Source organism: Sphingobium sp. SA2, from assembly GCF_032227065.1.
Taxonomy (GTDB): Bacteria; Pseudomonadota; Alphaproteobacteria; order Sphingomonadales; family Sphingomonadaceae; genus Sphingobium.
In genome coordinates this window covers 2,988,933-3,015,650 of record NZ_JAPMXX010000006.1, presented here as the reverse complement: position 1 = coordinate 3,015,650, position 26,718 = coordinate 2,988,933, and the positions used below count along the sequence as shown (strand labels likewise).

The following is a 26,718-nucleotide window of genomic DNA, read 5'->3' as shown; positions in this document are numbered from 1 at the left end:
CAGAGTCCCAAGCGCTGTGTCATGTGGCCCTGGGCCCCGGCTTTCGCCGGGGAACGGGATTGCGTGTTTGGGTGGTGCGTGATCAGGTGGTCGGACGCCGCCGCCCACCCCGCCCATAAGTTGGATCGACTTTTTCGGTCTTGCCGTCTTTTGCGGCCTTTTCGCCGTAGAAGGGCTGGCCATGCTCAGTCGTCAGGTCGGACAGGAAGCCCGTCTGCCGGATGCCCTTCTTGCGCATCGCTACGCCGGTCAGGCAGGCGTGCATGATGAAATTGGCGTTGAGCGCGCTGCGATAGGTCGGGTCCAGCACGGGGGCGAGTTCGACGATTTCGAAGCCGACCAGTTCATTTTCGGCGCAAAGCCGCCGCACGATCGGGATCGCTTCGCGCATCGTCAGGCCGCCGGGGACGGGCGTGCCGGTGCCGGGGATGAAGGCCGGGTCCAGCACATCCACGTCGAAGGAGATGAAGATCTTCTTGCCGCTCTCACGCGCTTCCTTCAGCGCCCGCTCCATCGTCGCGGCCCAGCCATTTTTCTCGATCTCCGGCATCGCATGGTAGCGCACGCCATTGTCGCGCATCCATTCGAAACCTTCCTTTTCGGGCCAGGGGCCGCGCAGGCCGACCTGGATGTAATTTTTGCCCAGGACATGGCCTTCCTTGACCGCGCGATAGACGGGCGCGCCATGGGTGATGAAATGCACGCCGCCCTTGCCCGCGTCATAGTGGGAATCGAAATGGACGACGCCGAAGCTGCCCTTGCCATGGACATCGGCCAGGCCAGCGACATCGCTATATTCGAGGCTATGGTCGCCGCCGACGATGAAGGGCAGCGCGCCGGTGCGCGCGATTTCGGCGACCCGCTCGCGGACATGGGCGACGGTGCGTTCGGTCGACATATTGTCGATGGCGATGTCGCCATAATCGACGATCTTCAATTCCTTGGACGGATCGACCATCGTGTACATATCGATCCCGCCTGCGCCATATTGGGTCCGCATGGCCGACGGCCCGCCCTTCGCGCCGCGATAGCCCGATCCCATGTCGAGCGGCGCGCCGACGATCGCCACGTCCACCTTGCCCGCGACCAGATCTTCGGGGAAGATCGCGACGGGTGCGCCGGCGAAGGTGGCGATGCCGCCGCCATAGACGCCGCCGCCGCGTCCGTTGGCGTAATAGCTCAGTTCAAACGGCCCGGCTTCGCGCTTGGGATCAAGGCCGGACGGGCGGCGCAGTTTCCAGCCGTTGAAATTCTCATTGTCGGTATCGAGCGGGATCGCCGCCATGTCCGTCTTGGCATTGAATTTCGACGCCTCGACCGCGTCCATCATCGCTTCGATATAGGCGTCGATTTCCTGCGGGCTTTTGGTCGCCAGCCGCTCGAACAATTTGTCGTAGGAACCGGCGAACATTTCGGCCGGGTCGGATGTCAGAAACTCGCGCTTCGCCTTGGGCAAATCCTTGATCTTGGCTTCCAGCGCGGGGGGAATGGTCGGCTTGTCGGACTGCGCGATCACCGCCGCCGAGGAAATTACCGTCGCCATCAGCAATGCGCCCAGCGCCATGCGTTTCATCGTCATCTCATTCCCCCGAACCCTGGTCCATTCTGCCCGGCAGGCTAGGGCAGGGGTGCGCGTCTGGCAAATGGGGTGATTGACGTAGCGGCTGGGTAAAAGACCCGGACCTTACGTGCAAGGTCCGGGTCTTGGCAGCGGCCATGGGAGCGGCGATTATCGTCTGCCTACGTGGTCGGGACTCCTGCGAGCAATCCCGGGCAAGACGATAGCAGCGGGCTGACGCGCGGCCCTACGTCAAACGCCCTATCGAGGCGCTTTGGTGGTTCCGGTAGCGCCGCCTCTATGTTGATCGCGTCGCTGTTCCTGTTGTGGATGGTCGTCATCCTGCTGGTGGTGGCGGTGGTCGCCCTGTCGCGGCAAGTGCGCGCGATGCAGGAGGGGGCCGGGGCGGTTGCGCCCCGCGCCGTGGTGGCCGTGCCTGGCCGCGCTGCCCCGGTGGTGAGCGCGCCGACGCTGGCGGGCGATATGCTGACCATCGGTGGGCCTAGCGCGGATGGCCGCGCGCAATTGCTGTTGTTCATCGCGCCCGGCTGCGTCGCCAGCCGTTCCGCCGTGCGCGACGCGCTGGCGCTGACGAACCGCACGCAGTTGCGGCTGCTGTTCCTGGGCGAAGGGCGGGCGGAGGACTATGCCGACATGCTGCGCCAGCATCGCATCCGCGACACCGACATCATCCTCAATGCGCAGGTCGGCGCGGATTTCCGTATCGGCACCCGGCCCAGCGCCGCGTTGATCGATGCGGGCGGGCGGCTGCTGGCGCGCGGGGCGATTGACGGGCGCGCGCAACTTGAAGCCTTGTTGGCGCATGGGCAGGCTGACGCTGCGGTCGGGCAGGATACGGACGCAAAAATTGTGGCGCTTGCGTCATGAACCGGCTGGACAGGGCGCGGCGATCAGGCATCTTGGGCGGGGCATGAGAGGGAATGACGGCATGGCGATCAGTCTGACGGTGAATGGCGTGGCGCGGCAGGTGGCGGGCGACCCCGCCAAGCCGCTGCTATGGGTGCTGCGCGAGGATCTGGACATGGTGGGGACCAAGTTCGGGTGCGGCGCAGGGCTTTGCGGTGCCTGCACCGTCCATGTCGATGGCAATGCCGTGCGATCATGCCAGACGCCGCTGGGCGATGTACAGGGGGCGAAGATCACTACGATTGAAGGCGTGGCGAAAAGTGCGGTGGGCCAGCGTATCGCCGACAGCTGGATCGCGCAGGACGTGCCGCAATGCGGCTATTGCCAGGCCGGGCAGATCATGAGCGCGACCGCGCTGCTGAGCCAGACTCCAAAGCCGAGCGACGAGGAGATCGATGCGGCGATGATGGGCAATCTGTGCCGCTGCTCCACCTATGTCCGCATCCGCGCCGCGATCAAGGCGGCGGCGGCATGAGCGCCGCGATCCTCTCGCGCCGGGGTTTCATCTCCGCTTCGCTGCTCGCAGGCGGTGGCTTGTTGTTCGACTTGGCTGTGCCGATGGCGCAGGCGGCGGACGGCACGCCGGTCGTCCTCAATGCCTTCATCCGCATCCTGCCCGACAATCGCGTCATCATCGGCGCGAAAAATGCCGAGATCGGCCAGGGTGCCAAGACGATGCTGCCGATGATGATCGCCGAGGAACTGGACGTCGATTGGGCGCAGGTCACGGTCGAACAGACCCATGCCGACGCCGCGATCTTCGGTGGCCAGAGCGCAGGCGGCAGTCGCACGACGCCGCGCGAATGGATACCCACGCGGCAGGCCGGCGCGGCGGCGCGGGCTATGCTGGTCGCAGCGGCGGCGGCGCAATGGGGCGTTGGGGCGGAGACGCTGACGACCGGCGGCGGCAAGGTGACCGATCCCAAATCGGGCAAGTCGGTGGCTTATGCGGCGCTGGCGGCCGCGGCGGAGAAGCTGCCTGCGCCTGACCCCGCCACGCTAAAGCTGAAAGACCCGGCCAATTTCCGCATCATCGGCCAGTCGGTTGTCGGGGTCGATACCCCGGCCATCGTCGCGGGCAAGCCCTTGTTCGGGATCGATTTCAAGCTGCCCGGCATGTTGTATGCGGTGCTGGAAACCTGCCCCGCCTTTGGCGGCACGTTCACATCGGCCAATCTGGACGCGGTCAAGGCGCTGCCGGGCATCGCCCATGTGCTGCCGATCAAGGGCGATGGCACGGCGGAGTCGGGCTATGACGGTGTGGCGATCCTGTCGACCAGTTGGTGGAGCGCAAACAAGGCGCGCGAGACGCTCAAGGTCGAATGGGACACCAGCGCTGTCGCTGGCTTCTCGACGGAAAGCTATGCCACGCAGGCTGTCGCGCGTGCGAAGGTGAAGGCCGATACCGACATCACGCGGACGGGTGACGTGGACGCGGCTTTTGCGTCGGCGGCGAAAGTCGTCAGCGCAGACTATAGCTACCCCTTCCTCGCCCATGCGACGCTGGAGCCGCAAAATTGCACAGCCCTGTTCACGGATGGCGCGATCGAAATCTGGGCGCCGACGCAGAACCCGGAAAATGGGCGCGGGCTGGTGGCCAAGGCGCTGAACTTGGCCCCAGAGAAAATCCGCATCAATTTCTCGCGCATCGGCGGCGGCTTCGGGCGGCGATTGATGAACGACTATATGGTGCAGGTGGCGAAGATCGCCGCGCAACTGCCGGGCGTACCGGTCAAGCTGCTCTACAGCCGCGAAGACGATATGCGCCGCGATTTCTACCGTCCCGCGGGCTGGCACGGTTTCCGTGCGGCGCTGGACAAGGGCGGCAAACTCACCGCATTTCACGATCATTTCGTGACCTTCGGCAAGGATGGCAAGGCGGTGCGTGGTGGCGATCTGCCCGCGCACGAACTGCCCGCCGGGCTGATCGACCATGTGCTGCTGGAACAGAGTTTTCTGCCGACCAACATGCCGACCGGCTGGCTGCGCGCGCCAGGCTCCAATGCGCTGGGTTTCGTGACACAGGCTTTCATGGACGAGGTTGCGGTTGCGGCGGGCAAGGATTTGCCAGGTCTGATGCTCGAATTGCTCGCCGACCCCAAGGAAATGCCGCGCGGTACCAACCAGCCGCCCTTCGTCACCGCGCGCGCCAAGGGCGTGATCGAGAAGGTGGTGGCGATGGCCAACTGGTCGGGCCACAAGGCGCTGCCCAAGGGGCGGGGCCTCGGCTTTGCCTTCTATTACAGCCATATGGGCTATTTCGCCGAGGTGCTGGACGTGGAGGTCGCCGATGGCGTGCCCAAGGTGAAGACCGTCTGGGTCGCGGGCGATGTCGGCAGCCAAATCATCAACCCGATCAACGCGCTGCATCAGGTGCAGGGATCGGTGATCGAGGGGCTGGGGCAGGCGCTCGCCGGGCAGGCGATCACCCAGGTCGCGGGCGCAGTCGAGCAGGGCAATTTCGACACCCACCCGCTCCAGCGCATCCCCGACACCCCCGCCATCATCGTGGAATTCGTGAAGACCGATTATCCGCCGACTGGCCTTGGCGAACCGGCCTTGCCCCCGGTGATTCCGGCGCTGGTCAACGCGATCCATGCGGCGACGGGGAAGCGGATACGCAGCCTGCCGGTGACGGCGGAGATGCTCGCCTGACATCAAAGCGTGTCCTCCAGGAAGCGCGCCAAACTGGCCCTGCGACGGTGTGAACTTCGGTATTTGGCTGAGGAAGGGCGACTGGCCGCGATGTCGGCCCATGCGTCATTTGACGTAGAGGGGGGATAGGCTGGGGTTGCCATAACCCGGTGGTGCCTAGTGAAAGGGTCTTGCGCTGATGCGCCGTGTTTCTGCTTCGCTGCGGGGATTTTTCGCCCGCGATCCGTTCATCCTGTTCCTGGCGGTGTCGGGCGTTATCTTCGCGTTGTACTGGGCGGTGACTGCGCGGCGCGAGACGATCGATGTGCCTTTGTCGGTCCAGAAAAGCCTGTCCGACGATTATGAGATGATGGCGGGCAAGAAGCCGGATACGGAGGCGCGTGCCAAGCTGATCCATGATTATGTCGCCGACGAATTGCTGTTCCGCGAAGCGGTGGAGCGGGGCATGCACATGACCGACAAGACCACCAAGCAGCGGCTGATCGACCGGGTGCGCTTCATGATCGCGGGCGCGCCGGCGGAGCCGAGCGAGGACCAGTTGATGGGCTATTATGCGGCGCATCGCGACCTGTACCGGGCCGAACCGCGGCTGTCGGTGGATCATGTGTTCTTCGAACAGAGGCCCGCCAATGCGCCTGCCTTGCTGGCGCAGTTGAACGCGGGTGGGACGGTGAAGGGGGATGATTTCTGGATGGGGCATGATCTGCCCGATTATGGCGTGTCGATGCTGCGCGGCATGTTCGGCCAGCCTTTCCTCGACACGCTGAACAAGACGCCGACGGGCCAGTGGATCGGCCCGTTGCAATCCACGCGCGGCTGGCATTTCGCGCGGGTGCGCGATCGTGGACCGGCCGCGATGCTCGCCTATCCCGCGGTGCGCGATCAGGTGAAGCAGGATTTCCTGGCCGAGCAGAGCGGCGCGCTGGTCGAGAAGGAAGTGCAGAAGCTGGAGGATGGCTATCGCGTGCGGGTGGAGCAATAGGATGCTGCGTTGGCTGCTCCTGCTGTTGGCGTTGGTCGCCGCGCCCGCACAGGCCGATGTGTTCCGCGTCGGCGACTATGCGATCCAGCCGGGCATGGAGCCAGGCAGTTTCGACCTGAGCGCGTCCATCCCGTCCGTTCTGGCCAGTAACGACCCGCTGGGCCTGCCCGAAGGCTGTCGCGAGACGGCGCGCGAGCGGCTGAACGAGGCGACCGTCACCCGCTATGCGATCAGCATCGATTGCGACCGGGCCATCACCGCAGAGGATGCGATCATTACGCCATGGGCGGTCGATGGCGGCACATTCCTGTCGACCGCCACCGGAACGCGGGTGCAGCAGGCGTTGCAGCCAACGGGCGATACGCTCTCGCTGCCGATCGGGGCTGTGGCGGCGCGGCAGCGGGCGTTGCCGGAGATCGCTGTCGAATATACGTGGCAGGGGATCATCCACATATTGGGCGGGTGGGATCATCTGGCCTTTGTCCTGTGCCTATGCCTGTTGGCGCGGGGGCGCTATCTGTTGGCGCTGATGACGACCTTCACCATCGGCCATTCGCTTAGCCTGGCGCTGGCCTTCTTCGACATCGTCAAGGTGCCGGTGCCGCCAGTGGAAGCGGTGATTGCGCTGTCGATCGCCTTCATGGCGCGCGAGGCGATCCGGGCACGGGCGGAGGACATGGCAGACCCGCACCGTCGCCGTCGCCAGCTTGCCGTGGTCGCGGGCTTCGGGCTGCTCCATGGCCTGGGCTTTGCCACCGTGCTGCGCGAACTGGGTGTTGCACCGGACGAGCGGCTGTCGGGCCTGCTCTTCTTCAATGGCGGGGTCGAACTGGGGCAGTTGATCTTCGTTGGCTGCGTGCTGGGCGTCATGAAACTGGCGGCGATCTTCGACCGGGATCAGTGGGTGCGGCAGGCGGCGCTCTATGGCGCGGGGATCGTCGGCTGTTTCTGGATGATCGAGCGGGTGGCCGGCTTCACCCTGGGGACGGCATGACGCTGGAGGCGCAGGCGCGCGCGGCGCTGGCGCGGGGCGATCTGGCGCAGGCGGCGCAGGCGGCGCAGCAATTGGCGATGACGCGGCCGGACGATCCGGCGGGCTATTTCCTGCTTGGGCTGGCCGCGGCAGAGGCGGGGCAGGTGGCCAAGGCGCTGCCGATGCTGGAACATGCGGTGGCGCGCGGGCCGGAGGCGGAACATCTCGCCCAATATGCGCGGTTGCTGATCCTGTTGCGGCGCGATGGCGAGGCGGGGCAGGCTGCGCGGCAGGCTTGGGCGATGGGGCCGAGCGACGCACGCACGTTCGACACGATTGGTTGCGTGCTGGCGCGGCTGGGCGATCATGCGGCATCGCTGGCGCCCTTTGAAGCGGCGGTGGCGGACGAGCCGGATAATCTGGACTATCGCTATAATCTGGCGGCGGCGTGCGGTTTTACCGGGCGGGTCGAGGCGGCCGCCAGCCATTATGAGGTCATCCTGACGGCCGATCCCGGCAATGCGCGCGCGCATTATGGGCTGAGCCTGTTGTCGCGCCAGACCGAGGCGGCCAACCCTGTGCCCCGGCTGGAAGCGGCGCTGGCGCGGGCGGATCGACCGGAGGATGCGTTGCGCATCCGCTATGCGCTGGCCAAAAGCCATGAGGATATGGGCCATGCGACCGAGGCCTTTGCGCATTTGTCGGCGGCGAACGCCGCGCATAAGCGCGCCATCGGCTATGATTTTGCGCAGGATGCCGCGATTTTCGATGCGATCGAGCGGTTATTTGCCGATGGTTCGCCGTCCGCTTGGGGAACTGGACTGGAGAGCGAGGACGCACCGATCTTCGTGACCGGTATGCCCCGCACCGGCACCACATTGGTTGATCGTATCCTCTCTTCGCATCCGCTCGTCGGATCGGCGGGCGAGTTGCAGGCGATGCCGCTGGCGGTCAAGCAATTGGCGGGCACGCGGTCGCGGCTGGTGATCGACCCGGAGACGATCGCCGCGAGCGCGGCGGCCGATCCGCTGGCGATCGGGCAGGCTTATATGGCGCGGGCGCACCATCATCGGCCGGAGGGCAAGGCGCGCTTCATCGACAAGCTGCCCGCCAATTTCCTGTATATCGGCCATATTCTCCATGCTTTGCCGCACGCGAAGATCATCTGCCTGCGTCGGCATCCGATGGATACGATATGGAGCAATTATAAAAATCTGTTTGCCAGCCAGTCAGCCTATTATGCCTATAGCTATGACCTGATGGACATTGCCCGCTATTATGCGCGCTTCGACCGGTTGATGGCATTGTGGGACAGGCTGTTTCCCGGCCGGGTGCTGCAACTCTCCTATGAAGCCTTGGTGGCGGATCAGGAGGGGCAGACCAGTCGCCTGCTCGATCATGCCGGGCTGGCATGGGATGCGGCTTGCCTGTCGTTCCACGAAAATGAGGCGGCGGTCGCCACGCCCAGCGCGGCGCAGGTGCGCCAGCCGCTCAATGCTGATGCGGTCGCGCGCTGGAAGCGGCATGAAACCGCGCTGGCCCCCGCGCGCGACTGGCTGGCGGGGCAGGGAATATCGGTCGATTAGAGGCGGCGGGCGATCGCGCCTGCGGCCCAGCCCATGCCGACCGCAAGGGCGATCGCAACCAGGCCATAGAGGAAGGACCAGTTTTCCGCCGCGCTGGCCATGAACTGTTCGAACCCCGACTTGCGCACCGTAATGTCGCGCACGGCCGCCGCGACGACCCGGCCATCCTGCACCAGGAAGGTTTCGGCGGTATAGTCTCCGACGATCACCCGCGCCGACAGCGGCAGGCGGGCGCGATACAATACGCCGTCGCTGATTTCGACCGCGCCGGGCCGTTCGACGAACAGGCCGGCACGGTCGCGCAAATCGACCAATCCTGCCTGGAACCGGTCCATCTCGGCGCTGTCGTTGAGCGAGGAGGGCGACAACTGCAGCTTGTCGACGCCGAGTTCATAGATCGCCGCCGTGCGTTCATCGACGATCTGGTCGATCGGACGGGAGGAGGCCATGGCGTAGAAAGTGGGGGCGGATTCGAAGCGGGCGCTATCGGCATTGACCCACATGCCCGCGATTTGCTGCTTTTCGCGCATCAGGATGGACTGGTCCGGTCCTTTGAGCACGACGACGATATCGGCGGGCTTTTCCGGGCGGACGCCGCCGGGATAGACGATCGCGCCGAACAGCAGCAGGTTTGCGCCGGTGAAACTATATTGGATGATGACTTCGCGCTGGGAGACGTCGGGCACTAGCTGCGGTTCGTCGGCAGCGGCCAACATCATTGCGGCGGGCAGCAGCAGGGCAAAGGCGCGGCTGCGCATCAGCGCACCTCGATCGTGAAGATCTCGTCCGGCCGCCACACCAGCCCCAGCGTCATGCGGGCCGCGACCAGCAGCACGATCGCGGCGAGCAAGACACGCAGATATTCCGGCCGCATCGTCATCGACAACCGGGTGCCGACCTGCGCGCCGGTCACGCTGCCGATGAGGAGCAGCATGGCGAGCACCAGATCGACGGCCTTCGTCGTCATCGCGTGCATCATGGTGGTGGCCATGGTGACGAACAAAATCTGGAACAGCGACGTGCCGACCACCGACTGGGTGGTCATGCCGAGCAGATAGAGCATTGCAGGCACCAGGATGAAGCCGCCACCGACGCCCAGCAACATGGTCAATATGCCGGTCGCCATGCCGAGCAACAGCGGCGCAAGCGGCGAGATATAGAGGCCCGACCCGTAGAAGCGCCAGCGCATCGGCAGCGCTGCCACCAGCGGATGATGCCGCCGTTTGCGCGCCGGGGCGCGCTTGCCGGTCTTGAGCGCGATCAGCGCCTGGATCGACTCCTTGGCCATCAACAGGCCGATGCCGCCCAGCATCAGGACGTAAAGGAGCCCGATCACCGTATCGATCTGCCCCAGATATTGCAGCAGGCGGAAGATCAGCACGCCAAGGCCAGCGCCAACCACGCCACCGGCGATCAAGACGCCGCCCATGCGGAAATCGACGGTGCCGCGCGCAATATGGGTGACTACGCCAGAAACCGACGCGCCGGTCACCTGCGAGGCGGCGGACGCGGCGGCGACGGTTGGGGGGATGCCATAGAAAATCAGCAGCGGTGTTGTCAGAAAGCCGCCGCCCACGCCGAACATACCCGATAGCAGGCCTACGACCCCGCCCAGGCCGATGATGACCAAGGCGTTGACCGACAAATTGGCGATGGGCAGGTAAAGATCCATGGCCTTTGAGGGGTAGAACTAAAGGACGGAGATATAAAGCCGTTGTGGCGCTCCGCCGTCAAAAATCCGCGCCGAGCGTGAGGGCTAGGCCGGATGCGGGCGCGGCGCGTCCGCCAATCCGTTCGCGCCATTCGATCGATAGCCGCGCGGCGACGGGTTGAAGCGGGAGCCGGACCCGTATCTCCGGGCCGATGTCGAGCCGCTCCACGCCTGGCTGCGCGCCACCCGATATAGCCGCGCCGAGCCTCAGAGCTGTGTTTTGGACGGGAGTGAGCAACGATAATTTGCCATCGATGAAAGCGTCGCGCTGGCGAAAGCCGACGATGCCGGTCTGGGCATAGGCTTGGGCCTCCATGCCCAGGGCGACCGGCGTTGGGCCAAAGCCGCCGACGGCCATCACCGCCATGGCGTCGCGCGCGCCTGCGCCAAGGGCGATGCGTCGTTCGATTGCGACGTTGACGGGGAGGGGGGTGAAGGGTTGGAGGGAGAGGCCGATGGCAGCCTCCGGGGCGGCGGGACTGTCCAAGGCGCTGCTGGCGCGAGCATAGGCCGTGGCACGGTGGCGAGCGGCAGGGTTCAGGACATAATCCAGCCGCGCGCCGACCTGCGAGCCGCCCAGACGCCCTGTCCTCGCAAGGTCGGCTTGCGACATGCCGCCACCGCGCCAAAGCATCCAACTGCTGCCATGCCAGCGATCTGCCCGGTTTGGAGGGCCGGGTGCGGGGATCGGTAGAGGAGAGGGAAAGGCGTAGGGGGCTTGGGCAGGGCCATCTGACCCGGAGGTTGGGGCCGGTGCGCTGCTGTGGGGTGCCGGATCAAGCGCTATACCAGCCATATTCCTTGCTATCCGCGCGCCGCTATCCCTGAGAGCGGCTGGTTTGATGGCGGCGGCCTGCGGTATGATGGCCGTTCTTGTCGGTGGCTTCGCGCTGAATTGTCGGGGCACGATCGCCGCTGTCGCAGGGCGGCCGCGAACCAGCGGTAATGGGTTGAGCGGCGACGACCCGGACTGTGCGGCGATGCGTATGGCGACCCAGGCGATCATCAGCAGCGCCAGGAAGCGCAGAGGTTGACCGCTTTTGTCGTTGGTCACGGATCGGCCGAGAGATTGGGGAAATGATGTTGCGTCTTGTCCCAGGATAGCGGTTTGCCCAAAAGCGATCGGGCATAGAGCGAGATGGCGCGCTGGGTCGCCATGATGGCGATGAGGTTGGCGAGAAAGGTGCGCGGGATCGCGGCCAGTCCATAGCGCCAGCCATAGGCATGGCCGACGAACATAGCGCGCATCAGGGCGCGCCACACCATCAGGGCGAAGTTGAGCCGGAGCAGCGCATCAACGGCGGGCGAGGGTGGGCGATGATAGTCTGGCTGGAACTGGTCCACGATCCACAATAGCGGCCATAGCAAGAAGGCGGTATAGGCCGCGCATAGTATTAGTGCGGCGATCGCCGCCCGCCGATCCCGCACCCGCATCCATAGTTCCGCGGTGCCGCCGCGCCAGCCCATGCGGTCCCATCCGGCCAGCGAGATGCCGACGATCCAGCGCGCCTTCTGCTTGATCGCTGCCTCCATCGTGTCGGGGAAATATTCGCGGGTCGCGACCAGATTGCCGTGCGCATCGCGAATACGCACGAAGACGCCATGGCCACCTCCATCGCGTATGCGTAATCCCGCTTCATAATCTTCCGTCAGGGACGAAGGGTCGAATGGCCCATGCGCAGGATTGTCGGCCAAAGCAGCCAGCGCATCGCGTTCGAACGCGCAGGCGACCCCGGCTGACGGCACCGACGCGCCGAGCGCTTCGCGCACTGTCAGATATTTGCCATGGCTCTCGGCAAATTCATCGCAATAATGATTGGCGATGGCACGAGAGAACCAGGAACCCTCGCCGGGCAAGGGCAGGACGGGCAACTGGACCAGCTGAAACCGATCGATCATGAAATCGAACAGGCGAATTTCGTCGGGGTGGACGACATCTTCCGCGTCATGGAGAACGACCGCCTTATAGCGGCGTTCAAGCAGCGCTTCATCGGCCAGCATCGCACGCCACAGGACGTTGAGGCAGTCGGCCTTCGTGCTGGGGCCGGGCAGCGGATTGATGCCGACCACCACGCGCGGGTCGCCCTCGGCCACAGCGGCGATGGCATCGATCGTATCGGGATCATTGGGATAGGTGCCGACGAAGATGCGATAGTCGGCGTTGCCCCAGCAACCGAGCGCATGGGCCAGCATCGGACCGATCACCTCGACTTCCTTCCAGGCCGGGATGAAGACGGCGATCCTGCCCGGATTTGCCGAAGCGGGAAGCGTTGCCGTCGTCATGCGGGGATAGCGGGCGTAGATGACAAGATCGCGCCAAAGCCGACGCGACAGGAACAAAAGGTCGATGAGCAAGTCGTCAATCCCGCCGATGGCGAGGCCGACGACGGCGAATAGCAGGATTTCATGATGCAGGGTCGCAAGGAAAGCGACCGCCATGTCCCCCAATTTTCCGCCCTTCCCCTACAAGCGTGATGCAGGATGCCATTGGCGCAGGGGGATGCCAACCCTTTTTACTGTGCGTATCCGGGATGTTATCCCTTACCATCATGGCTGCCTTGCAATCGCGCCTGTTTGGCCGATGGTTGAATGGGCCAGGTCGCCTGTCAATTGCGTCGAATGGCGTGTCGATACTCTACCGCTTACTTCGCGATCATCGCCGATCGTGATATAAGCTGAGTCGCTGCTTCTGCCTATTCCTTGCCAGCGCAGCCAATCGACCAGTCTCATGCAAAGAGAGGACGGCGACATGACTAGGGAGACGGATATCAATTATTTGCTGCATCGGCAGCAGATGTCTCTGATCCGGGCGCAAAGCTGCCCGTCGCATCAGGCGCGTATCGCTTATGAAAATCTGGCGCGCGGTTATATCGACCAGGTGGACGCCTATCGACGGCGTAATGAAAGCATGACCGGCCGGGCACATTGAGGCTTATCGTCGTTTGAGCAGCCGCTCGATCACGAGATGATAGTCTTCATCGTCGCGGCAGTCCTGTTCCAGAACGGCCTTGATGCGGTGAAGTTCGGTTTCGGTCAGATGTTCGATGCCGATGAAATCGTTGCGCGCGTTGTCGATGGCGCGGATCAGTTCGTCCAGCTTCGCCTGTATGGCTGACCCATCGCGATTTTGCGCATTCTGGATCAGGAATACCATCAGGAAGGTGATGATGGTGGTTCCGGTATTGATGACCAATTGCCAGGTATCGGAATAGCCGAAAAGCGGGCCGGTCGTCAGCCAAATCAGGATGGTGCTGCTGGCCAGGATGAAGGCCAGCGGCTGGCCGGTCCATCCGGCGACGCGATGGGAAAGCCGGGTGAATATCCTGTCCATCTGCTTATGCTCCCCTATGGCGCGCGATGACCATTGCGCCTGTCAACGCCTGTTGCCATCAGGGGCGGATGACCGCCATCCTCTTTCGTCCCTTGACCGTCGCGCTGTGCCTTTTGCTGCCCGCCTGCGCCAGTCTTTCACCCGAATCACGGCTGCGCGCCGGATTGGTCGAAGCCGGTTTGGCGCCCAAGCTGGCGGGGTGCATGGCCGAAGAGATGGCTGACAGGCTCAGCCTCACACAGTTGCGCCGACTGCAATCGCTCGCGTCGGTCCGCAAGTCGCACATCGGGACGCTTGGTGTCGATCAATGGCTGCATAAGGTGCGCGCGCTCGGCGATGCGGAGATATTTTTGGTGACGAGCAAGGCGGCTGTTGGCTGCACTTTTTAGTGCCGATTTCGCAATAATTCGGCCGAGGGCTTCGCAAAGGTTTTGCAATTTTGCAAAGTCGTTTTGCGAAATCGCTCTGGCCATCAAAACAGGCCTGTGCTTTATCCGTCGTATCACGGTTCGACGGAAAAGGACGGCAAGCCCCATGAATATTCATGAATATCAAGCCAAGGAATTGCTCGCGAAATATGGCGCGCCGATCGCGGCTGGCTATCCCGCTTTCTCCGTCGAAGAGGCAGTCGAAGCCGCCAAGAAGCTGCCTGGGCCACTCTATGTCGTGAAGTCGCAGATCCATGCTGGTGGCCGTGGCAAGGGCAAGTTCAAGGAACTGGCCCCTGAAGCCAAGGGCGGCGTGCGCCTCGCCTTCAACCTGGACGAGGTCAAGGCCCACTCGACCGACATGCTCGGCAACACGCTGGTGACCATCCAGACCGGTGATGCGGGCAAGCAGGTCAACCGTCTCTACATCACCGACGGCGCCGACATCGACAAGGAGTTCTACCTTGCCTTGCTGGTCGATCGTGGCAGCAGCGAAGTGGCCTTCGTCGTGTCGACCGAAGGCGGCATGGACATCGAAGAGGTCGCCCACTCGACGCCTGAAAAGATTCACAGCTTCTCGGTTGATCCCGCCACCGGCTTCATGCCGCACCATGGCCGTTCGATCGCCGCTGCGCTGGGTCTGACCGGCGACCTCGCCAAGCAAGCGTCCAAGGTCGCCTCGTCGCTTTATGCCGCGTTCCTCGATACCGACGCCGAGCAGATCGAAGTCAATCCGCTGGCGCTGACCAAGCAGGGCAATCTGCTGGTGCTCGACGCCAAGGTCGGTTTCGACGGTAACGCCATGTTCCGTCACAAGGACATCGCCGAACTGCGCGACCTGACCGAGGAAGATGCAGCCGAAGTCGAAGCGTCCAAATATGACCTCGCTTACATCAAGCTGGACGGCAACATCGGCTGCATGGTCAACGGCGCTGGCCTCGCCATGGCGACGATGGACATCATCAAGCTGAACGGCGAATTCCCGGCCAACTTCCTGGACGTCGGCGGCGGCGCCACGACCGAGAAGGTGACGGCGGCGTTCAAGATCATTTTGCAGGACCCGGCGGTCAAGGGCATCCTGGTCAACATCTTCGGCGGCATCATGAAGTGCGACATCATCGCCGATGGTATCGTTGCAGCGGCCAAGGAAGTGAACCTGTCGGTTCCGCTGGTGGTTCGCCTGGAAGGCACCAATGTCCAGCAGGGCAAGGATATTCTCGCGGCTTCGGGCCTGGCGATCGTCCCCGCGGACGACCTGGGCGATGCAGCACGCAAGATCGTGGCGGAAGTGAGGAAGGCAGCCTGAGGCCGCTTTCAACCTGAACTGACACCATTTGGGTGCGGGTAGTCCGGTAACGGGCTGCCCGCGCCCGTGTTGGCGTTTATAATGGAGGATGTTGAAATGAAGATCCTTGTGCCCGTCAAGCGGGTCATTGATTATAATGTAAAGCCGCGCGTGAAGGCGGACGGTACGGGCGTCGATCTGGCGAACGTCAAGATGAGCATGAACCCGTTCGACGAGATCGCGGTCGAAGAAGCCATCCGCCTGAAGGAAAAGGGCGTGGCGACCGAAGTGATCGCCGTGTCGATCGGCGTCGCCAAGGCGCAGGAAACTTTGCGCACGTCGCTCGCCATGGGTGCCGACCGCGCGATCCTGATCCAGACGGATGAAGAGGTCGAGCCACTGGCCGTCGCGAAACTGCTCGCCAAGGTGCAGGAAGAGGAAGGCGCTGGCCTGATCATCCTGGGCAAGCAGGCGATCGACGATGACAGCAACCAGACCGGCCAGATGCTGGCGGCGCTGTTGAACCTGCCGCAGGGCACGTTTGCGTCGAAGGTCGAGGTCGAAGGCGACAGCGTGTCAGTGACGCGCGAAGTCGATGGCGGTCTGGAGACGGTGAAGCTGTCGACGCCTGCGATCATCACCACCGACCTGCGCCTCAACGAGCCGCGCTACGCGTCGCTGCCCAACATCATGAAGGCCAAGTCCAAGCCGCTCGCGCAGAAGACGCCGGCCGATTATGGCGTGGATATCGGCGCACGGCTGGAGACGCTGAAGGTGGTCGAACCGCCCAAGCGCACCGCAGGCGTCAAGGTCGCCGATGTCGATGAACTGGTTGCCAAGCTCAAGGCCATGGGAGTTGCCGCATGAAGACGCTTGTATGGGTTGAACATGAGGGCGGCGCGGTCAAGGACGCGACGCTTTCCGCCATCACCGCCGCTGCGAAGCTCGGCGAAGTTCATCTGCTGGTCGCTGGCGAAGGCGTCGATGGCGTTGCCGCTGCCGCCGCGCAGATTGCCGGTGTGGGCAAGGTGCATGTCGCTGACGATGCCGCCTATGGCCATGCACTCGCCGAGAATATCGCGCCGCTGGTTGTGGAACTGATGGGGCATCATGACGCCTTCATCGCGCCCGCCACCAGCAACGGCAAGAATATCGCGCCGCGCGTCGCGGCTCTGCTCGACGTGATGCAGATCAGCGATATCCTTTCGGTCGAGAGCGAAGACACGTTCACGCGGCCGATCTATGCGGGCAATGCGATCGCTACGGTCAAGAGCAAGGATGCCAAGAAGGTCATCACCGTTCGCGGTACGGCGTTCGAGAAGGCGGCTCGCGAAGGTGGTTCCGGCACGGTGGAAGCGGTGGCTTCGACCGGGGACAAGGGGCTGTCGTCCTTTGTCGGCGCGGAGATCGCCAAGCTGGAGCGGCCGGAACTGACCAGCGCCAAGATCATCGTGTCGGGTGGCCGGGCGCTCAAGGACGGGCCGACGTTCGAGGAGGTCATCTATCCGCTCGCCGACAAGCTCGGCGCTGCGGTCGGGGCGAGCCGGGCCGCTGTCGACGCGGGCTATGTGCCCAACGACTATCAGGTCGGGCAGACCGGCAAGATCGTTGCGCCGGAAGTCTATGTGGCGGTGGGTATTTCCGGGGCGATCCAGCATTTGGCGGGGATGAAGGACAGCAAGACCATCATCGCCATCAACAAGGATGAGGATGCGCCGATCTTCCAGGTGGCGGATATCGGCCTGGTGGGTGATCTGTTCAAGATCGTGCCGGAACTGACCAGCAAATTGTAAGGGCTGGGCAAGGCACAAAAAGGGGCGCGGACCATATGGTTCGCGCCCTTTTTTTGTGCGTCGTCGGCGGGGTTATTCGCAGTTGACGTCGTTCTTGTCGATGGCTCGACCGGCCAGGGCGCCAGCGCCGCCGCCCAGGATGGTGCCGAGCGTCTTGGAGCCGCCGGGAGCGATGACGTTGCCGAGGACGCCGCCAGCCAGGGCACCGACGATCGTGCCGGTGGTGCCGTCGTCGCGCTTGCAATAATAGCGGCCGTCGCGGTCGCGGTAGATCTGGTCATTGTCGCGCAGTGGGCGGCGTTGACCGCGGGGCGGGCCGCGACGGTCGCTGGGACGGTCGTAGCCGTAGCCGCCGCCACCGTAGTTGTCGGTTGCGCAGGCTGCGAGCGGCAGCATGCTGAGGATCGCAGCGGCGAGGATGGGTTTGCGCATGGGGTGGCTCCTTCTTTGGGATGGCCGGGCAGACGGGATGCCGCCCGTCCGAGCCGCTAGAGGGAGCGGCGGCTCAGGACGGACGGCGACCGGCGGCGAACGGGGGTGAGCGGCCGCCGGTATCCGGGTAAATCAGTTGAAGTTGGTTGCCGATGCCACCGAAGGGCTGGTCATGGCAGGGGTCGTTGGACGCAGCGTGGTGTCGCTCTTGTCGGCCAGTTCCGCCTTGGCTTCGCCATAGCGGGCGACGATGTCGTCCTTGAACTGGGTCAGCTTGCCGTCGTCATACAGCTTCTTGCCGACATAACCTGCGATGGCGCCGAAAATCAGGGTGCGGATCATGATATACTCCTTGGGGATGGGGTTCGCCAGTCATAACCGGCGGCGGCCCCAGGAGTTCCGCAACGATGTGGATTGTCAGGCGGCGTCGAGCGCTTCCGGAGCGGTCTTGTCGCGGCGGGCGCGGCCCGCGTCGGTCAAATCCTGGCGGCCGGCCATGGCGAGCCATGCGGCTTCAGCGCGCAGGCAGCGGTCGCGGACATTATTGAGGGTGGCGGCGTCGGCGTCAGTGCGCGCCTTGGCAGCGAGGGTGCGATAATCAGGGGCGGCCATGTCGGGTCTCCTCTTGGAAAAAGGGAAAATGGGGCGGGCGCGGCGCTTTTTTGCAAAGCGCCGCGCCCGATCCGAAGGCCGTCTGAATTACTCGGCGTGCGAGATATTCACCGCAGCCATCTTGCCGCGCTTGTCCTGCTCCAGGTCATAGGACACGCGGTCCTTTTCACGCAGGGTAGCCAGGCCAGCACGCTCGACGGCGCTGATGTGAACGAACGCGTCCGCGCCGCCATTGTCGGGGGCGATGAAGCCATAGCCCTTGTCGGCGTTGAAGAACTTGACGACGCCAGTGATGCTGCTCATAAATTATTCCTTCTTTGCTGTCGGCGAACCCCGTGTGGACGCGCCGGGTTGCTAAGGGGCAGGGAAAGAAGGAAGTAAGGTGCCGCAAAGCGCCAAAAACCGTCGATTTGCGACTGTAGCCCCCCCTATGTAGGGCAAGGCGCAGCAAATAGCAAATGGCGTGCGCCCGGCCGACCCGATGCCCCCTTTCTTGCGATCGCAAACACGGCCCGTTCAGCCCCAAACGCCGCGCGTTCAGCCAGAAGCAGCGGCCTGGGCGGTGCCGAAATAGGCGTCGCGGGCGCGGGCGGCGGCTTCCTCATAGGGGCGGCGATCGGCGGCGATGCGGGCGTTGACGGCGTCCTCCTCGTCCGGCGTCAGGTCACGCTCATAGGCGTCGATCTCATAGATGCTGTCGCTTTCCTCGCCAACGAAGCCGGGTGGAGGGGGGTAATCGGTGCGCCATTGTTCGAGAAATTCATCCCACCAGATGCCGCGCAGATGGGTGACGGCCTCTTCGGGCGGCAGGGTGGTGAGGTCCAGCTCCGGTTCGCGGGGCGGATCGGGCGGAAGTTCACACCGTTCCTGGAAGGCGGAAAAGGGCGGATAGGCGGCCTTGGCGGTGCCGGTCATCAGCGTCATGCGCGCGGCGACGAACAAAGCGGCGGAGGCGCCGGGCGACAGGGCGGTGGCGGCGGTTTCGACCGCTTCGGGCGTGGCGGGGCTGGTGCCGTCGAGCAGGCGGGCATCGTCCATGTCGCGCGCCATCGTTTCGGCACCGGGGCGGGGCAGGCCGAGCTGATCGGCCTCCGCCTGCGCTTCGTCGGCTGGGCAGAGCATGTCGAGATAGGCGGCGAAATCCTGCGCGACGACGCGGGCGAGCGCGGCGTCGCTGCCCGGTGTCGGGCAGTCGGCCATGCGATCGAGCCGGGCGAGCATCGACATGGCGAGGCGATTGTCGTGGCGGTGGCGGGTGACTTCGAAATTCTCTTCATCCTTGCGGATGGTTTCGGTCTGACCGACGATGGCGCGGGCCATCAGATCATCGGCGAGGCGCGCGCGGGCGATGAGGATCGCCGCGTCCCAGCCGAGGCGAAAGGCCGCGCCGTCCTGACGAATGCGCAGATTATAGGCCGAGCGCGCGGTGATGCGGACCGCTTCGCAGGCGAGGCGGATGACGCCGGTGGCCGCGAGGGTTTCGAGAAAGCGGCGTTGGCGCGCGGGGGACCAGCCATCGGCGCGGGTTTCGGGCGACGGGGTGAGGGTGGGGAAGTGGTACGACATGAGTGCGCGCGCCTCCGGCTGTGGGGTTTGCGGCAAGGGTAGGCAGAAAGGGGGGATGTAGGAAAGAACAAAATGGGAACAAGGTGGTGTTCAGGACTTGTTTTTGTGGCGGTCCAAGATGGCCTGCAATTCCTTCATGACCTCTTCATGCGGAATGCCGGGTTCGGTTGATGCCATCGCAGCTTCCACCTCTGCGCGGAACCAAGCGTCATATTCGGCGGGGTCTTCCGGCGACATCAGATGAGGCGGCGGGTCGAAGTCAGAGGCATGGAAATTGTCGTCGACTTGCATAACTCAATGTTAGCATTTTCCGATGAAGCTCGATAGTCGGGGCGCCAAATATTCTTAGCGACATTTAATATTTGTTGTGATTGAAATCACTTCTCGTTAACCTTGGTACCGGCGGGCGGAACGGCAATTGCCGTTAGCCCCATTCAGGGGTTGTCCTTATCGCTGAGTTTATCTGAGTTTATTCTTTCTTCTTTTGAGGAATTAGTGATTCAATGCCTGCGCCCGCCAAATGACCACACATCCGCGTACAGAAAAAATTTATATCACTTATAAAACTCGAATGACGACAGAGGCTCGTCTTCGGTTGACCGGGAAGGTCTCGCATCTACTCCTCAGTTGGTATTCGTTCTGGATTATTGCGATATCAGTCATCGAATTGTCCGGTAAATATACGTTTGCTAACTCTCAAGTAGTAGTCACTGCGATGTCGGTGCTCATTTTTGGATTATCGCTTTTCATTTATGGCGAACGATATGATGATAAGGCGAACCAATTTCGCAACTGCTATCTTGATCTGCAGGAGTTGTACGAAAGCAGCTTAGACGAAAATGCGAAGATGGAGCAGTATGCTAAAATATTAAGAATCTATGAAAATCAATCAGACCGTGATTATGACAATATGCTATTTGATGCACGGATTCGGGGGCAGTCTCTTAATAATGCCCAAGGAAAATTGTCGATAACAAATGAGATGTTTGTTATATTACTTGTTAAAAGACTATCAGTTCTGATAGCCGTAACATTATTGTTCATTGCGCCTCCATGGATAATAGTCACGTTTATCAACGTGGTTTCGCAGGCTGGATAAATATGACCTTCGATCTAGTCTCTTTAATGGAAGATAGTAAGGCTAAGATTCCTCAAAAGGATCATTTTCTAGCTGAAAATTTAGAGTATTTATTTCAGTCAAGAATTGCTAAATCACAAGCGACGGGTAAAGATGGCATCCGAGTTGGAAAATTTGTTGATGCTCTTAAATCCGAGATTGATTTGATTGAGCGCAATGTACTCACGGAAGCCTACAAGTTTACTCCATATAAGGAGCGCCTGATTCTTAGAGGTGCTTCTCGCGAGCCTCGTCAGATTTCAATCCCCACTGTTCGCGATCGCTTAACTCTACGTGCGCTGTGCGGATTACTTCACAGCAACGTGCCATCCTCTATTGGCCCTCCGCCACATGCGCTCGTCGCAAAAGTCGTTTCTGCAATACGTAGTAGTACCGAAGAGCAGGCTGGACACCTCGAAAAACACTGGCGTTTGATGGACAGATTTGATTCACTTGGCCTACGATGCGGCGGAGGCAGTGATGACAGGGCAGCCTGGTTTCTTCGATCTTTCAGACAGGTACGAGGCACTGAGCGCGGCGGGGGACCCCCTGGAGCGATTAGGGGCTGTTGTGGATTTCGAGGTTTTCCGTGGGCCGCTGGTGGCAGCGCTCCGACGCAGCGTTCGCGGCAGGGGCGGGCGACCGCCATTTGATCCGGTGCTCATGTTCAAGATCTTGGTGCTGCAGGCGCTCTATTCGCTGTCGGATGAGGCAACCGAGTTTCAGATCAAAGACCGGTTATCATTTCAACGGTTCCTGGGCCTTGGGCTCGATCGCACTGTGCCGGATGCGACGACGGTGTGGCTGTTCCGGGAACGCCTGGTAAATGCCAAGGCCATAGATAAACTCTTCGCCCGCTTCGATGCGGCGCTCAAGGATCGGGGCTATCTTGCCATGGGCGGCCAGATCATCGACGCCACTGTCGTGCCGGCACCCAAACAGCGCAATACCGAAGCGGAGAAAGCAGCGATCAAGGAGGGCCGGATGCCCGAGGACTGGAAGCCGGCCAAGGCGCGGCAGAAGGACCGCGATGCGCGCTGGTCGATCAAGTACAGCAAAGCCAAGGTCAGGGAGGGCGCCGACCCCAAGGCGGCCAAGCCGGTTGATCTCGCCATCCCGATGTTCGGGTACAAGAATCACATCGGCATCGACAAAACCCATGGGCTGATCCGCACCTGGGATGCCAGCGCCGCCAATGCCCATGACGGCGCACGGCTGCCGGTTCTCATCAGCAAGGACAACACTGCCTCCGGCGTCTGGGCTGATACCGCCTATCGATCCAAGAAGAACGAGGCGTTCCTGGCGAGTGGCATGTTCACCAGCCACATTCACCAGAAGCGCAAGCCGCGGCGACCGTTGCCCGAGCGGATCGCCAAGGCCAATACTCGGCGTTCCAAGATCCGCGCCCAGGTTGAGCATGTGTTCGCCGGGCAAAAGCACCGGATGGGGTTCGTCGTGCGCACCATCGGCATCGCCCGCGCCACCATCAAGATCGGCATGGCCAACTTGGCCTATAACTTCCAGCGCCTGGCCTGGCTCGAGGGACGAACTGCGCCCGCTTGATGCGAACGCTGCTCCCCAACGGCATCGGTGGCATGGAAAATCACCGAAATCACAAAAGAATATGCCCGCGCATCATGCCAATCATGCGGCTGCAGTCCCGGCTGTCGTCATCTCAACGAAAACAGCCGGTTCTTCGAGGTGTCCAGCTTTGGTCCGTTTGGACGTGATGAATTTCTTTCCAAGCATCGTTCATAGTCGAATGCTAACTGAACTTGACAAGGCAGGTGTAGAGAAATTTGCAATAAATCTTTGTGAGAAGGCAATCAGCACGGCTACAGGTGACTCACAAAGCAATAATGTGATAGGTGTTCCTCAAGGTCTAAGTGTTTCTGGTGCATTGTCATCAATCTATATGACTAATTTTGATAAAATTCAGATCGCTAAGAATCAGAATTATTATCGATATGTCGATGATATTCTTCTAATATGCGAACCAATATCTGCTGAACAATCGTTGTTCAGGATGCGACGCTCTTTATCCCGCATAGGACTAAAGGTTCATCCGTTAGGTAAGGCAGGAAAAACCGAAATTCGCAGTTCGAATGAAGGCATCGATTTTCTCGGCTATCATATAACGAAAGAAAAAGTATCTATAAGAACTTCTTCTTATCAGAAGATGTTTAAAAACATTCTGAAGGTTATAACTGATTTCAGGTATAGAAATGATATAAATAAGCTTATATTTAGAATTAATCTGAAAATAACAGGATGTAAAATAGACTCAAAAAAATATGGCTGGATGATATTTTTTTCCAGAACTGAAAATTTATCTCAGCTATCATACTTGGATAAGTTTATCAAAGAGCAACTAAACCGTGTTGGTGTTGGGAGCGATAAAATTGGGAGAATTAAATCATTTGTAAAATCTTATCATGAAATTCGTTATAATTTGTCCGGAACGAGTTACATTCCAGATTTTGATAATTTGTCTCATGCTGAAAAAATCGAGATAATATCGATATTGTTAGGTAAGCAAATAGAGGAAGTTTCAGCTTGGGAATTTGATAGTATTGAGCGTGAGTTTGGTCGTTTAATATCGAAAGAAGTTAGCGATCTTGAAAAAGATGTTGGCACTCCCTCTTGATTTAATACGGCTAAGTGGCGGTCATTCCGCCACACTCTCCAACCCCAGCAACGGTGCCAAATAATGCCCGGTAAATGACCGCGGTTCCTTCGCGACCTTTTCCGGGGTGCCCTCGGCCACGACTTCGCCGCCTTTGACGCCGCCTTCTGGTCCCATGTCGATGATCCAGTCCGCCGTCTTGATGACGTCCAGATTATGTTCGATCACGACGACGCTGTTGCCTTGGTCGACCAGCGCGTGGAGGACTTCGAGCAGTTTGCGGACATCTTCGAAATGCAGGCCGGTGGTGGGTTCGTCCAATATGTAGAGCGTCTGGCCGGTGGCGCGGCGGGCGAGTTCCTTGGCGAGTTTGACGCGTTGGGCTTCGCCGCCCGATAGGGTCGTGGCCTGCTGGCCGACCTTGACATAGCCCAGGCCCACTTCAGCGAGCATGGCCATCTTGTCGCGGATGGGGGGGACGGCCTTGAAGAATTCGACCGCATCCTCGACCGTCATGTCGAGCACGTCGGCGATCGAGTGGCCCTTGAACTTCACCTCCAGCGTTTCGCGATTGTAGCGCGCGCCGTGGCACACGTCGCACGTCACATAGACGTCGGGGAGGAAGTGCATCTCGATCTTGATCAGGCCATCGCCGGTGCAGGCTTCGCAGCGGCCGCCCTTGACGTTGAAGCTGAAGCGGCCGGGTTTGTAGCCGCGCGCCTGGGATTCGGGGAGGCCCGCGAACCAGTCGCGGATGTTGGTGAAGGCGCCGGTATAGGTGGCCGGGTTGGAGCGGGGGGTGCGGCCGATGGGCGACTGGTCGATGTCGATCACCTTGTCGCAATGTTCAAGGCCCGTCACCTTGTCATGCGCGCCGGCCAGGATGCGCGCGCCGTTCAGCGCGCGGGCGGAGGCGGCATAGAGCGTGTCGATGGTGAAGCTGGACTTGCCGGAGCCGGAGACGCCGGTGATGCAGGTGAAGGTGCCGAGCGGGATCGACGCGGTGAGGCCGCGCAGATTATTGGCGCGGGCGTTGTGGACGGTCAGCTTCTTGCCGGTGCCCTTGCGGCGTTTCTTGGGCACTTCGATGCGGCGGGTGCCGTTGAGATAATCGGCGGTGAGGGAGTTTTTGGCCTTGAGGATCTGCTTGAGCGTGCCCTGGGCGACGATCTCGCCGCCGCGAATGCCCGCGCCCGGCCCCATGTCGACGATATAGTCGGCGTGGCGGATGGCGTCTTCGTCATGCTCGACGACGATGACGCTGTTGCCGAGGTCGCGCAGGCGTTTGAGGGTGACGAGGAGGCGGTCATTGTCGCGCTGATGCAGGCCGATCGACGGTTCGTCGAGGACGTAGAGGACGCCGGAGAGGCCGGAGCCGATTTGGCTGGCGAGGCGGATGCGTTGGGATTCGCCGCCGGACAGCGTGCCGCTGGTGCGGTCGAGGTTGAGATAATCGAGGCCGACATTGTTGAGGAAGCCGAGGCGCTCGACAATTTCCTTGAGGATGGCGCGGGCGATCTGGTTCTGCTGGTCGTTGAGCTTGCCGGGCATCGCGGTGAAGAAGGCGAGCGCGTCCACCACCGAGCGGCGGGTGGAGAGGGAGATGTCCTCACCCGCAATCTTGACCGCGAGCGCTTCGGGTTTGAGGCGGGCGCCGTGGCAGGTCTCGCAGGGCTGGGCGCGTTGATATTTGGACAGTTCCTCGCGCATCCAGGCGGATTCGGTTTGCAGGAGGCGGCGGTTGAGGTTGCCGATGACGCCCTCAAACGCCTTTTTGACTTCGTAGCTTTTGCGGCCGTCCATGAATTTGAGCGTCACCGGCTTGCCGCCGGTGCCGTGGAGGATGACGAGCTTCACTTCGCCGGGCAGGTCGGCCCAGGGGGTGTCGAGCGAGAAGCCGAATTCCTTGGCGAGGGAGCCTAGGACTTGCATATAGTAGGGGCTGGGCGGGTTGGACTTGGCCCAAGGGACGACCGCGCCCTTTTTGAGGCTGAGGGCTTCGTTGGGGACGACGAGTTCGGGGTCGAACTCCTGCCGCTCGCCCAGGCCATCGCAGGCGGGGCAGGCGCCCATGGGGGCGTTGAAGGAGAAGAGGCGCGGCTCGATCTCGGCAATGGTGAAGCCGCTGACGGGGCAGGCGAATTTTTCGGAGAAGACGATGCGGTTGGCGGGGACTTCCGCGCCTTTGAGCTTTTTCTCCGTTCGGGCTGAGCTTGTCGAAGCCCCGCTCTGTTCTTCCGAAGATAAGGACGGCCCTTCGACAGGCTCAGGGCGAACGGGGGTGGGGGCGGCCCCCAATTCTGCAACGGTCGTATCCGCCAGGTCCACGAACGCCAGCCCATCCGCCAGCTTCAGCGCCTGCTCAAAACTGTCGGCCAGGCGCGTGCCCATGTCGGGGGCGACGGCGAGGCGGTCGACGACGACTTCGATGTCATGCTTATATTTCTTGTCGAGCGCGGGGGCGTCTTCGATCAGCATCATCTCGCCGTCGATGCGGACGCGGGTGTAGCCCGCCTTTTGCCATTCGGCGAGTTCCTTGCGATATTCGCCCTTGCGCCCGCGCACGACCGGGGCGAGCAGGTAGAAGCGCGTGCCTTCGGGCAGGAGCATCACGCGGTCGACCATCTGGCTGACGGTCTGCGCGCTGATGGGCAGGCCGGTCGCGGGGCTGTAGGGAATGCCGACGCGCGCCCAGAGCAGCCGCATATAATCGTAGATTTCGGTGACGGTCGCGACGGTGGAGCGGGGATTGCGGCTGGTCGTCTTCTGCTCGATGCTGATCGCGGGGCTGAGGCCCTCGATATGTTCGACATCGGGCTTCTGCATCATCTCTAGAAACTGGCGCGCATAGGCGGAGAGCGATTCCACATAGCGGCGCTGCCCCTCGGCATAGATGGTGTCGAAGGCGAGCGAGGATTTGCCCGACCCCGAAAGCCCGGTGATGACGATCAGGCTGTCGCGGGGCAGATCGACATCGACGCCCTTGAGGTTGTGTTCACGCGCGCCGCGGACGGATATGTGGGTCAGCATTCGGAAAACCTCTGCTGAATAATGTGGGTAAGGCTCATGCGATCCGTTCTACAAATGTTCCGAGGAGGAATCCAGAGGGGAAGATAGGGACAGGGACGCGCAAATG

Annotated in this window: 27 protein-coding genes; 14 read left to right on the top strand and 13 right to left on the bottom strand. The window is 61.9% G+C overall.

Translation table 11 applies throughout. The annotated features are described in order from the left end of the window. Positions 1–82: 82 nt before the first annotated feature. Positions 83–1,573: an agmatinase family protein gene (locus OVY48_RS22130; RefSeq protein ID WP_313924470.1), complete on the bottom strand. Its 1,491-nt coding sequence runs from the start codon at positions 1,571–1,573 to the stop codon at positions 83–85. 285 nt (positions 1,574–1,858) lie between these two features. On the opposite strand from OVY48_RS22130, the gene OVY48_RS22125 reads away from it, so the two are divergent. From OVY48_RS22125 to OVY48_RS22100, 6 genes are all read left to right on the top strand, one after another. Beyond that, on the top strand, positions 1,859–2,446 hold the full coding sequence (locus tag OVY48_RS22125; protein WP_313924469.1) for a methylamine utilization protein MauD: 588 nt from the start codon (positions 1,859–1,861) through the stop codon (positions 2,444–2,446). A 61-nt stretch (positions 2,447–2,507) separates the two neighbouring features. Continuing rightward, positions 2,508–2,960: a (2Fe-2S)-binding protein gene (locus OVY48_RS22120; protein ID WP_096061489.1), complete on the top strand. Its 453-nt coding sequence runs from the start codon at positions 2,508–2,510 to the stop codon at positions 2,958–2,960. Next, complete coding sequence (locus tag OVY48_RS22115; RefSeq protein ID WP_313924468.1) at positions 2,957–5,140, top strand: molybdopterin cofactor-binding domain-containing protein; 2,184 nt, start codon at positions 2,957–2,959, stop codon at positions 5,138–5,140. The genes OVY48_RS22120 and OVY48_RS22115 overlap by 4 nt, the downstream gene beginning before the upstream one ends. Before the next feature lie 178 nt (positions 5,141–5,318). Continuing rightward, entirely contained in the window at positions 5,319–6,122 is an 804-nt protein-coding gene (locus OVY48_RS22110; protein ID WP_313924467.1) for a peptidylprolyl isomerase, read from the top strand. 1 nt (position 6,123) lies between these two features. Then, a complete protein-coding gene (locus OVY48_RS22105) occupies positions 6,124–7,116 on the top strand; it encodes a HupE/UreJ family protein (protein WP_313924466.1) in 993 nt (330 codons plus the stop codon). Continuing rightward, entirely contained in the window at positions 7,113–8,681 is a 1,569-nt protein-coding gene (locus OVY48_RS22100) for a tetratricopeptide repeat-containing sulfotransferase family protein (RefSeq protein WP_313924465.1), read from the top strand. The genes OVY48_RS22105 and OVY48_RS22100 overlap by 4 nt, the downstream gene beginning before the upstream one ends. Here OVY48_RS22100 and OVY48_RS22095 read toward each other — a convergent pair. The 4 genes from OVY48_RS22095 to OVY48_RS22080 all read right to left on the bottom strand — a co-directional run bounded on the left by OVY48_RS22095 (position 8,678) and on the right by OVY48_RS22080 (position 12,831). Then, positions 8,678–9,439, bottom strand: coding sequence for a TIGR02186 family protein (locus tag OVY48_RS22095; protein WP_313924464.1), 762 nt, complete (start codon positions 9,437–9,439; stop codon positions 8,678–8,680). The genes OVY48_RS22100 and OVY48_RS22095 overlap by 4 nt on opposite strands. Further along, positions 9,439–10,353, bottom strand: a complete 915-nt coding sequence (locus OVY48_RS22090; RefSeq protein WP_037475664.1) for a sulfite exporter TauE/SafE family protein — start codon at positions 10,351–10,353, stop codon at positions 9,439–9,441. The genes OVY48_RS22095 and OVY48_RS22090 overlap by 1 nt, the downstream gene beginning before the upstream one ends. 58 nt (positions 10,354–10,411) lie before the next feature. Continuing rightward, positions 10,412–11,026 carry a hypothetical protein gene (locus OVY48_RS22085; RefSeq protein ID WP_313924463.1) on the bottom strand — a complete coding sequence of 205 codons (615 nt, stop codon included), beginning with the start codon at positions 11,024–11,026 and terminating at the stop codon, positions 10,412–10,414. Positions 11,027–11,442: 416 nt separating this feature from the next. Further along, positions 11,443–12,831, bottom strand: coding sequence for a glycosyl transferase family protein (locus tag OVY48_RS22080; RefSeq protein WP_313924462.1), 1,389 nt, complete (start codon positions 12,829–12,831; stop codon positions 11,443–11,445). Between the two features lie 310 nt (positions 12,832–13,141). Between OVY48_RS22080 and OVY48_RS22075 the strand changes: the two genes are divergently transcribed. Next, positions 13,142–13,321, top strand: a complete 180-nt coding sequence (locus tag OVY48_RS22075) for a hypothetical protein (protein ID WP_096063398.1) — start codon at positions 13,142–13,144, stop codon at positions 13,319–13,321. A 3-nt stretch (positions 13,322–13,324) separates the two neighbouring features. Here OVY48_RS22075 and OVY48_RS22070 read toward each other — a convergent pair whose 3' ends face one another. Then, a complete protein-coding gene (locus tag OVY48_RS22070) occupies positions 13,325–13,723 on the bottom strand; it encodes a low affinity iron permease family protein (RefSeq protein WP_313924461.1) in 399 nt (132 codons plus the stop codon). 68 nt (positions 13,724–13,791) lie between these two features. Between OVY48_RS22070 and OVY48_RS22065 the strand changes: the two genes are divergently transcribed. From OVY48_RS22065 to OVY48_RS22050, 4 genes are all read left to right on the top strand, one after another. Next, positions 13,792–14,112 (top strand): hypothetical protein, encoded by a 321-nt coding sequence (locus OVY48_RS22065; protein WP_313924880.1) that lies wholly within the window; start codon positions 13,792–13,794, stop codon positions 14,110–14,112. A 145-nt stretch (positions 14,113–14,257) separates the two neighbouring features. Next, positions 14,258–15,457, top strand: coding sequence for an ADP-forming succinate--CoA ligase subunit beta (sucC, locus tag OVY48_RS22060; protein WP_096063395.1), 1,200 nt, complete (start codon positions 14,258–14,260; stop codon positions 15,455–15,457). Between the two features lie 96 nt (positions 15,458–15,553). Then, the gene (locus OVY48_RS22055) at positions 15,554–16,303 is read left to right on the top strand and encodes an electron transfer flavoprotein subunit beta/FixA family protein (protein ID WP_069064938.1); all 750 of its coding nucleotides are present in this window, start codon (positions 15,554–15,556) and stop codon (positions 16,301–16,303) included. Beyond that, positions 16,300–17,229 (top strand): electron transfer flavoprotein subunit alpha/FixB family protein, encoded by a 930-nt coding sequence (locus OVY48_RS22050; protein ID WP_069064937.1) that lies wholly within the window; start codon positions 16,300–16,302, stop codon positions 17,227–17,229. Before OVY48_RS22055 ends, OVY48_RS22050 begins: the two co-directional genes overlap by 4 nt. A gap of 72 nt (positions 17,230–17,301) precedes the next feature. Here OVY48_RS22050 and OVY48_RS22045 read toward each other — a convergent pair whose 3' ends face one another. From OVY48_RS22045 to OVY48_RS22020, 6 genes are all read right to left on the bottom strand, one after another. Then, positions 17,302–17,661, bottom strand: coding sequence for a glycine zipper 2TM domain-containing protein (locus tag OVY48_RS22045; RefSeq protein WP_069064936.1), 360 nt, complete (start codon positions 17,659–17,661; stop codon positions 17,302–17,304). Positions 17,662–17,793: 132 nt separating this feature from the next. Next, positions 17,794–18,003 carry a hypothetical protein gene (locus OVY48_RS22040; RefSeq protein ID WP_037479446.1) on the bottom strand — a complete coding sequence of 70 codons (210 nt, stop codon included), beginning with the start codon at positions 18,001–18,003 and terminating at the stop codon, positions 17,794–17,796. A gap of 75 nt (positions 18,004–18,078) precedes the next feature. After that, positions 18,079–18,273, bottom strand: a complete 195-nt coding sequence (locus OVY48_RS22035; RefSeq protein ID WP_069064935.1) for a hypothetical protein — start codon at positions 18,271–18,273, stop codon at positions 18,079–18,081. 87 nt (positions 18,274–18,360) lie between these two features. Further along, the gene (locus tag OVY48_RS22030; protein WP_037479442.1) at positions 18,361–18,576 is read right to left on the bottom strand and encodes a cold-shock protein; all 216 of its coding nucleotides are present in this window, start codon (positions 18,574–18,576) and stop codon (positions 18,361–18,363) included. 234 nt (positions 18,577–18,810) lie between these two features. Then, positions 18,811–19,839 carry a hypothetical protein gene (locus tag OVY48_RS22025; protein ID WP_313924460.1) on the bottom strand — a complete coding sequence of 343 codons (1,029 nt, stop codon included), beginning with the start codon at positions 19,837–19,839 and terminating at the stop codon, positions 18,811–18,813. A gap of 90 nt (positions 19,840–19,929) precedes the next feature. Beyond that, complete coding sequence (locus OVY48_RS22020; RefSeq protein WP_409593579.1) at positions 19,930–20,130, bottom strand: addiction module antitoxin; 201 nt, start codon at positions 20,128–20,130, stop codon at positions 19,930–19,932. Positions 20,131–20,359: 229 nt separating this feature from the next. On the opposite strand from OVY48_RS22020, the gene OVY48_RS22015 reads away from it, so the two are divergent. The 3 genes from OVY48_RS22015 to OVY48_RS22005 all read left to right on the top strand — a co-directional run bounded on the left by OVY48_RS22015 (position 20,360) and on the right by OVY48_RS22005 (position 23,603). Next, positions 20,360–20,938, top strand: a complete 579-nt coding sequence (locus OVY48_RS22015; RefSeq protein ID WP_313924459.1) for an SLATT domain-containing protein — start codon at positions 20,360–20,362, stop codon at positions 20,936–20,938. Positions 20,939–21,436: 498 nt separating this feature from the next. Continuing rightward, positions 21,437–22,519 (top strand): IS5 family transposase, encoded by a 1,083-nt coding sequence (locus OVY48_RS22010; RefSeq protein WP_313924877.1) that lies wholly within the window; start codon positions 21,437–21,439, stop codon positions 22,517–22,519. A 61-nt stretch (positions 22,520–22,580) separates the two neighbouring features. Continuing rightward, on the top strand, positions 22,581–23,603 hold the full coding sequence (locus OVY48_RS22005) for an RNA-directed DNA polymerase (RefSeq protein WP_313924458.1): 1,023 nt from the start codon (positions 22,581–22,583) through the stop codon (positions 23,601–23,603). Between the two features lie 21 nt (positions 23,604–23,624). Here the strand turns inward: OVY48_RS22005 and uvrA are convergent, their stop codons facing one another. Beyond that, a complete protein-coding gene (gene uvrA, locus OVY48_RS22000) occupies positions 23,625–26,612 on the bottom strand; it encodes an excinuclease ABC subunit UvrA (protein ID WP_313924457.1) in 2,988 nt (995 codons plus the stop codon). Positions 26,613–26,718: the final 106 nt, after the last annotated feature.

Bases quoted from the DNA above. Each gene is read 5' to 3' on its own strand.
- sucC (WP_096063395.1), top strand. From the start codon at position 14,258: ATGAATATTCATGAATATCAAGCCAAGGAATTGCTCGCGAAATATGGC.
- OVY48_RS22110 (WP_313924467.1), top strand. From the start codon at position 5,319: ATGCGCCGTGTTTCTGCTTCGCTGCGGGGATTTTTCGCCCGCGATCCG.
- OVY48_RS22025 (WP_313924460.1), bottom strand. From the start codon at position 19,839: ATGTCGTACCACTTCCCCACCCTCACCCCGTCGCCCGAAACCCGCGCC.
- OVY48_RS22065 (WP_313924880.1), top strand. From the start codon at position 13,792: ATGACCGCCATCCTCTTTCGTCCCTTGACCGTCGCGCTGTGCCTTTTG.
- OVY48_RS22055 (WP_069064938.1), top strand. From the start codon at position 15,554: ATGAAGATCCTTGTGCCCGTCAAGCGGGTCATTGATTATAATGTAAAG.
- OVY48_RS22085 (WP_313924463.1), bottom strand. From the start codon at position 11,026: ATGCTTTGGCGCGGTGGCGGCATGTCGCAAGCCGACCTTGCGAGGACA.
- OVY48_RS22095 (WP_313924464.1), bottom strand. From the start codon at position 9,439: ATGCGCAGCCGCGCCTTTGCCCTGCTGCTGCCCGCCGCAATGATGTTG.
- uvrA (WP_313924457.1), bottom strand. From the start codon at position 26,612: ATGCTGACCCACATATCCGTCCGCGGCGCGCGTGAACACAACCTCAAG.
- OVY48_RS22115 (WP_313924468.1), top strand. From the start codon at position 2,957: ATGAGCGCCGCGATCCTCTCGCGCCGGGGTTTCATCTCCGCTTCGCTG.
- OVY48_RS22090 (WP_037475664.1), bottom strand. From the start codon at position 10,353: ATGGATCTTTACCTGCCCATCGCCAATTTGTCGGTCAACGCCTTGGTC.
- OVY48_RS22005 (WP_313924458.1), top strand. From the start codon at position 22,581: ATGCCCGCGCATCATGCCAATCATGCGGCTGCAGTCCCGGCTGTCGTC.
- OVY48_RS22080 (WP_313924462.1), bottom strand. From the start codon at position 12,831: ATGGCGGTCGCTTTCCTTGCGACCCTGCATCATGAAATCCTGCTATTC.
- OVY48_RS22010 (WP_313924877.1), top strand. From the start codon at position 21,437: ATGACAGGGCAGCCTGGTTTCTTCGATCTTTCAGACAGGTACGAGGCA.
- OVY48_RS22035 (WP_069064935.1), bottom strand. From the start codon at position 18,273: ATGGCCGCCCCTGATTATCGCACCCTCGCTGCCAAGGCGCGCACTGAC.
- OVY48_RS22075 (WP_096063398.1), top strand. From the start codon at position 13,142: ATGACTAGGGAGACGGATATCAATTATTTGCTGCATCGGCAGCAGATG.
- OVY48_RS22100 (WP_313924465.1), top strand. From the start codon at position 7,113: ATGACGCTGGAGGCGCAGGCGCGCGCGGCGCTGGCGCGGGGCGATCTG.
- OVY48_RS22105 (WP_313924466.1), top strand. From the start codon at position 6,124: ATGCTGCGTTGGCTGCTCCTGCTGTTGGCGTTGGTCGCCGCGCCCGCA.
- OVY48_RS22130 (WP_313924470.1), bottom strand. From the start codon at position 1,573: ATGAAACGCATGGCGCTGGGCGCATTGCTGATGGCGACGGTAATTTCC.
- OVY48_RS22015 (WP_313924459.1), top strand. From the start codon at position 20,360: ATGACCACACATCCGCGTACAGAAAAAATTTATATCACTTATAAAACT.
- OVY48_RS22045 (WP_069064936.1), bottom strand. From the start codon at position 17,661: ATGCGCAAACCCATCCTCGCCGCTGCGATCCTCAGCATGCTGCCGCTC.
- OVY48_RS22020 (WP_409593579.1), bottom strand. From the start codon at position 20,130: ATGCAAGTCGACGACAATTTCCATGCCTCTGACTTCGACCCGCCGCCT.
- OVY48_RS22070 (WP_313924461.1), bottom strand. From the start codon at position 13,723: ATGGACAGGATATTCACCCGGCTTTCCCATCGCGTCGCCGGATGGACC.
- OVY48_RS22120 (WP_096061489.1), top strand. From the start codon at position 2,508: ATGGCGATCAGTCTGACGGTGAATGGCGTGGCGCGGCAGGTGGCGGGC.
- OVY48_RS22125 (WP_313924469.1), top strand. From the start codon at position 1,859: ATGTTGATCGCGTCGCTGTTCCTGTTGTGGATGGTCGTCATCCTGCTG.
- OVY48_RS22030 (WP_037479442.1), bottom strand. From the start codon at position 18,576: ATGAGCAGCATCACTGGCGTCGTCAAGTTCTTCAACGCCGACAAGGGC.
- OVY48_RS22040 (WP_037479446.1), bottom strand. From the start codon at position 18,003: ATGATCCGCACCCTGATTTTCGGCGCCATCGCAGGTTATGTCGGCAAG.
- OVY48_RS22050 (WP_069064937.1), top strand. From the start codon at position 16,300: ATGAAGACGCTTGTATGGGTTGAACATGAGGGCGGCGCGGTCAAGGAC.